Source organism: Hephaestia sp. MAHUQ-44, from assembly GCF_023806085.1.
GTDB lineage: Bacteria > Pseudomonadota > Alphaproteobacteria > Sphingomonadales > Sphingomonadaceae > Sphingomonas.
In genome coordinates this window covers 1-5558 of the sequence record NZ_JAMSLX010000030.1, presented here as the reverse complement: position 1 = coordinate 5558, position 5558 = coordinate 1, and the positions used below count along the sequence as shown (strand labels likewise).

3 protein-coding genes are annotated in these 5558 nt (G+C 68.6%); all 3 read left to right on the top strand.

Annotated elements, in window-relative coordinates; all coding sequences use genetic code 11:
• The first annotated feature begins 77 nt into the window (after nt 1-77).
• From NFE57_RS16470 to NFE57_RS16460, 3 genes are read left to right on the top strand one after another with little or no spacing between them, the layout of a single operon-like run.
• The gene (locus NFE57_RS16470; protein ID WP_252136678.1) at nt 78-869 is read left to right on the top strand and encodes an ImuA family protein; all 792 of its coding nucleotides are present in this window, start codon (nt 78-80) and stop codon (nt 867-869) included.
• Nucleotides 760-2310: a Y-family DNA polymerase gene (locus tag NFE57_RS16465; RefSeq protein WP_252136677.1), complete on the top strand. Its 1551-nt coding sequence runs from the start codon at nt 760-762 to the stop codon at nt 2308-2310. Before NFE57_RS16470 ends, NFE57_RS16465 begins: the two co-directional genes overlap by 110 nt.
• Nucleotides 2307-5537 (top strand): error-prone DNA polymerase, encoded by a 3231-nt coding sequence (locus NFE57_RS16460; RefSeq protein ID WP_252136676.1) that lies wholly within the window; start codon nt 2307-2309, stop codon nt 5535-5537. The genes NFE57_RS16465 and NFE57_RS16460 overlap by 4 nt, the downstream gene beginning before the upstream one ends.
• The last annotated feature ends 21 nt before the right edge of the window (nt 5538-5558 follow it).

The window sequence follows — 5558 nt, the reverse complement described above, 5'->3', positions numbered from 1 at the left end:
TGTTGGCAGTCCTGCGCTGATCGCTTGACAAAAAACAGGTCCAAAGCGCTATAAGGAACATAGCGAGAACATTTGAAATGAACGAGTCGATCGAACATCTCGCCGCGTTGCGACGGCTTGCCGGGGGCGAAGGGGCTGGCGGTGAGGGCGGTGAGGGCTCGTTCCCGCTCGGTCATGCGGGGCTCGATGCCGTGCTTGGTGGCGGCCTTGCGCGGGGGCGGTTGCATGAGATGTTCGCGGCCGAGGCGGAGGATGCCGGCAGCGTCACAGGTTTTGGGGCGATGCTGGCGATCCGTGCGCGGACAGCCGGATCGGCGGTGGTGTGGCTGAGGACCGACGATGCCGAGCGGCGGTGCGGGCGCTTCCATGGGCCGGGTTTCGCCGAACTGGGCGGCGATCCCGACGCGCTCTTGCTGGTGACGGCGCCGAATCCGGTCGCGCTGCTCCGGAGCGCGGCGGATGCGGCGCGCTGCGCGGGGTTGGGCGCTCTCGTGGTCGAAGGGTGGGGCAAACTCCCCGCACTGGATCTGACCGCGAGCCGGCGGCTGGCGCTGGCGGCGGAAAAGTCGGGCGTCACCGTGCTGATGCTCCGCCTCGGTGCCGAGCCAGTGCCGAGCGCGGCGGACACGCGCTGGCGGGTGGTGGCGGCGCCGTCCGACGGGCTGGAGGCCAATGCCCCCGGTCCTGTGATGCTGGATATCGAATTGCTGCGCCGCCGCGCCGGCCCGTCGGGCATGCGGTGGCGCCTGGAGTGGGACCGTGACCGATGTGCCTTCCGGGAGCCGGCGCTATCTGGCGCTATGGTTCCCCTTCCTTCCCACGGATCGGCTGAGGATCCGGCAGCCGGAGCGCTTCGCCGCACGGCCTGACGCGCCCATCGCCTGCATAGAGAAGGTGAAGGGCGCGCTCCGGCTCGTGGCGGTCGATGCGCGCGCGCGCGCGCTGGGGCTGGAGGTGGGGCTTGCGCTTGCTGATGCGCGGGCGCGGGTGCCGGACCTTCTGGTGTTCGACCAGGACGAACATGCCGACCAGGACTGGCTGGAACGGATCGCGGACGGCTGCGGGCGCTATACGCCGATGGTCGCAATCGACCCCGAGGACGGGCTGCTGCTTGATATCGCCGGATGCGCGCATCTCTTCGGCGGGGAGGCGGGGCTGGCGGCCGACATCGAGATGCGATGCGCGCACCTCGGCATGACGCTGCGTCATGCCTTTGCCGACACCGCCGATGCCGCCCATGCGCTCGCCCGCTACCAGGCGCTGCCCGCGGCTGACGAGGCGGCGGCGATCCGGCGACTGCCGGTGGCGGCGCTACGGCTGGAGCCGGAAGCGACGCTCGGCCTCCAGCGCGCCGGCCTCAAGACGGTGGGCGACGTCGCCGCGCGGCCGATGGTGACGATCGCGGCGCGCTTCGGCGGCGAGGCGGTGGCCGCGCTTCGCCGGCTATTGGGGGAAGCGGACAGCCCGATCGTGCCACGCCGCGTACCGCCGTCGATCATCGTCGAGCGCCGCTTCGCCGAGCCGGTGGCGCGGACCGAATATGCGCTCGCCATATTGGAGGAACTGGCCGGGGAGGCGGGGCGGGCGCTGGAGGAGGGCAAATACGGCGGGCGGCGCTTCGAGGCCGTCTTCTTCCGCAGCGACGGCCTCACCCGGACGCTCGGCATCGAGACCAGCCAGCCGACGCGCGACCCCAAAAGGGTGATGCGGCTGTTCGGCGACCGGGTCGAGCGGCTGAGCGACCCCGTCGACCCCGGCTTCGGCTTCGACCTCATCCGGCTGTCGGTGCCGCTGATCGAGCCGCTGGCGGCGACCCAGTTGAAGCTCGAGGGCGGCGCTGTCGGCGAGGCGGCGGTGGCGGCGCTGGTCGACCGGCTGAGCACCAGGCTCGGCCGGGGCCGGGTGCAGCGGCTCGCCCCGTGCGACAGCCATATCCCCGAACAGGCGCAGCTTGCCCTACCGGCGGTGGAGGCGAGCGGACCCGCCATATGGCCCGTGTCCGCGCTCGGCGAACCGTCGCTAAGGCCCATCCACCTCTTCGACCCGCCCCAGCCGATCGAGGTGATCGCCGAGGTGCCGGATGGCCCGCCGCACCGCTTCCGCTGGCGGCGCGCGCTGCACGAGGTGAGGCGCTTCGAGGGGCCCGAGCGGATCGCCGCCGAATGGTGGCGGCGCAAGGACGGCAAGGGGCTGACCCGCGACTATTACCGGGTCGAGGATGCGCGCGGCCGCCGCTTCTGGGTCTTCCGCCACGGCCTCTACGAGGAAAAGGCGGACCCCGACTGGTATATCCACGGCCTGTTCGCATGAGCGCGCGCTTCGCCGAGCTTGTCGCCGCGACCAATTATTCCTTCCTGCGCGGCGCATCCCACCCGGCGGCCATGGTGGCGCGGGCGATCGAGCTTGGCATGACCGGCATCGGCATCGCCGACCGCAACAGCGTCGCGGGCGTGGTGCGCGCCCATGTCGCGCTGAGAAACGCGCGGGTCGCGGCGAAGAAGGAATTGGGCGAGGATATCGATTTCCGGCTCGTCGTCGGCGCGCGGCTGGTGTTCGCGGACGGGACGCCGGATGTCATCGCTTATCCCGCGACCCGCCTCGGTTGGGGGCGGCTGACGCGCCTTCTCACCACCGGCAATCTGCGCGCCGAGAAAGGTGACTGCATCCTGCACTGCGGCGATCTTCTCGGCCATAGCGAAGACCTGCTGCTGATCGTCATGGCAGGCGAAGGGGACGAATTCGTCCTGCGCCGGCTGGCCGAGGCGCGGCCGGGGGCGGTCTGGCTCGGCGTCACCATGCCGCGCGGCGGGACTGACCGCCGGCGGCTGGAGAGGCTGGCGCGGCTGGGCAAGCAGGCAGGGGTACCGCTCCTCGCCACCAACGACGCGCTCTATGCGACCCCGGAGCAACGCCGGCTCCACGATATCCTCACCTGCATCCGCGAAAAGACGACGATCATGGAGGCAGGCAGGCGGCTTGCCGCCAATGCCGAGCGGCATCTGAAAAGTCCCGAGGAGATGGCGCGGCTGTTCGGGGGGTGGTCGGAGGCGGTGGCGGCATCCGCTGACATTTTGCCCCGCATCACCTTCACGCTCGACGAACTCGCTTACGAATATCCGCACGAGCCGGTGCCCGAAGGCTGGACGCCGCAGGGCTGGCTCGAACATCTCGTCATGGAGGCGGCGCATAAGGCCCATCCGGACGGCTTGCCGCCGAAGCTGGTGAAGGTGCTGGACGAGGAATTCACCCTCATCCGTAGCAAGAACTACGCCTGCTATTTCCTGACCGTCCACGACATCGTGCGGTTCGCGCGGGCGCAGGATCCGCCCATCCTCTGCCAGGGGCGGGGATCGGCGGCCAATTCGGCGGTCTGCTACCTGCTCGGCATCACCGCGATCGACCCCATCGCGAACAACCTGCTGTTCACCCGTTTTCTTTCGGAAGAGCGCGGGGAGCCGCCCGATATCGACGTCGATTTCGAGCATGAGCGGCGCGAGGAGGTGATGCAATATGTCTATGAGCGGTACGGCCGCCACCGCGCCGGGATCGCCGCCACAGTCATCCATTACCGATCGCGCAGCACGGTGCGCGAAGTGGGGAAGGCGCTGGGGCTCTCCGAGGACGTCACCCAGCGGCTCGCGAGCACGATCTGGGGAAACTATGCGAGCGAAATGCCCGAAAAACGCTATGCCGAGGCGGGCTTCGATCCGGACAATCCGGAGATTGCGCGGCTGAAGGAACTGGTCGATCAGCTCCTCGAATTTCCACGCCATCTGTCGCAGCATGTCGGCGGCTTCGTGCTGACCGAGGACCGGCTGGACGAGACGGTGCCGATCCACAACGCGGCGATGAAGGCCCGCACCTTCATCGAATGGGACAAGGACGATATCGACGCGCTCGGCCTGATGAAGGTCGACGTGCTTGCGCTCGGCATGCTCACCTGCATCCGCAAAAGCTTCGAACTGATGCGCGTCGAAGGGCTCGGCGATTATGTGCTTGCCAGCGTTCCGCCTGAGGACCCGGCGACCTACGCCATGCTCTGCAAGGGCGACAGCATCGGCGTCTTCCAGGTCGAGAGCCGGGCCCAGATCAACATGCTGCCGCGTCTCCGACCCAAGGAGTTCTACGATCTTGTCATCCAGGTCGCGATCGTGCGGCCGGGGCCGATCGAGGGCGACATGGTCCATCCCTATCTGAGGCGGCGCTGCGGGGAGGAGGTGGCGATCCTGCCTTCGCCCGCGCCGCCGCACGACCCGGACGAGTTGAAGGAGGTGCTCGGCAAGACCTATGGCGTGCCGCTGTTCCAGGAGCAGGCGATGAAGCTCGCCATCGTCGCGGCGGATTTCTCGCCCGACGAGGCCAATGGGCTGCGCCGCGCGATGGCGACCTTCCGCAATGTCGGCACCATGGACCAATATGGCGAGAAGCTGATCGACGGCATGGTGGTGCGAGGCTATGCCCAAGACTTCGCCGAACGCTGCTTCCGGCAGATCGAGGGGTTCGGCAGCTACGGTTTTCCCGAGAGCCACGCCCAGTCCTTCGCCAAACTGGTCTATGTCTCGGCGTGGATCAAATGCCACCATCCGGCGGTCTTCACCTGTGCGCTGCTCAATTCCCAGCCGATGGGTTTTTATGCGCCCGCGCAGCTCGTTCGCGATGCGCGCGAGCATGGGGTGGAGGTGCGCGTCGCCGACATCAACGCGAGCCTGTGGGACAGCAGCCTGGAGAAGCGGGCGGACGGCGCGCTCGCGCTGAGACTCGGTTTCCGGCAGATCGACGGCTTCCGGGAGGATTGGGCGCGAAAGATCGTCGCGGCGCGGACCAAGGCCTTCGACGGTGTCGAAACGCTGGCGCGGCGGGCTGGGCTTCCGCCGCGCGCGTTGCGGCTGCTCGCCGATGCCGATGCTTGCCGCTCTATCGGACTCGATCGGCGGGAGGCGTTGTGGGAGGCGCGCCGGACGCCGACAGGGGAACTGCCCCTGTTCGCCGCCGCGAGGGCGCGGGAGCTTGGCGAGGAGCCCGATGCCGGCCTCCCGGCCATGCCGCTCGCCGAGCATGTGGTGGCGGATTACCAGACGACGCGGCTGTCGCTGAAAGCGCATCCCATGGCCTTCCTCCGCTCCCATTTTCAAGGCGAGGGCGTGCTGAGCTGCGCGGAGGCGGGGGCGGCGAAGAACGGCGCGCGGGTGCGCTGCGCCGGCGTCGTCCTGATCCGCCAGCGGCCCGGCAAGGGCAATGCGATCTTTATCACCATCGAGGATGAAACCGGGATCGCCAACATCCTGCTCTGGGCGCGCCATTTCGAACGTTATCGCCGTGCGGTGATGGCGTCGCGGCTGATGCTGGTCGAAGGCGAGGTGCAAAGGAGCCGCGAGGGTGTCGTCCACCTGATGGCGACGCGCATCGTCGACCGCACCGCCGAGCTCGACCGCCTGTCCGAAAGTCCTCGCGCTGACGAGGCCCCACACCCGCCCGTCCGCAGGCACGGTCATCCCCGCGACGTCCGCATCCTGCCGCGCTCGCGGGATTTTCATTAGACCGCCAGCGCACGCATATGA

Excerpts from the sequence above, each read along its gene's own strand:
- NFE57_RS16470 (WP_252136678.1), top strand. The coding sequence starts at position 78 with ATGAACGAGTCGATCGAACATCTCGCCGCGTTGCGACGGCTTGCCGGG.
- NFE57_RS16460 (WP_252136676.1), top strand. The coding sequence starts at position 2,307 with ATGAGCGCGCGCTTCGCCGAGCTTGTCGCCGCGACCAATTATTCCTTC.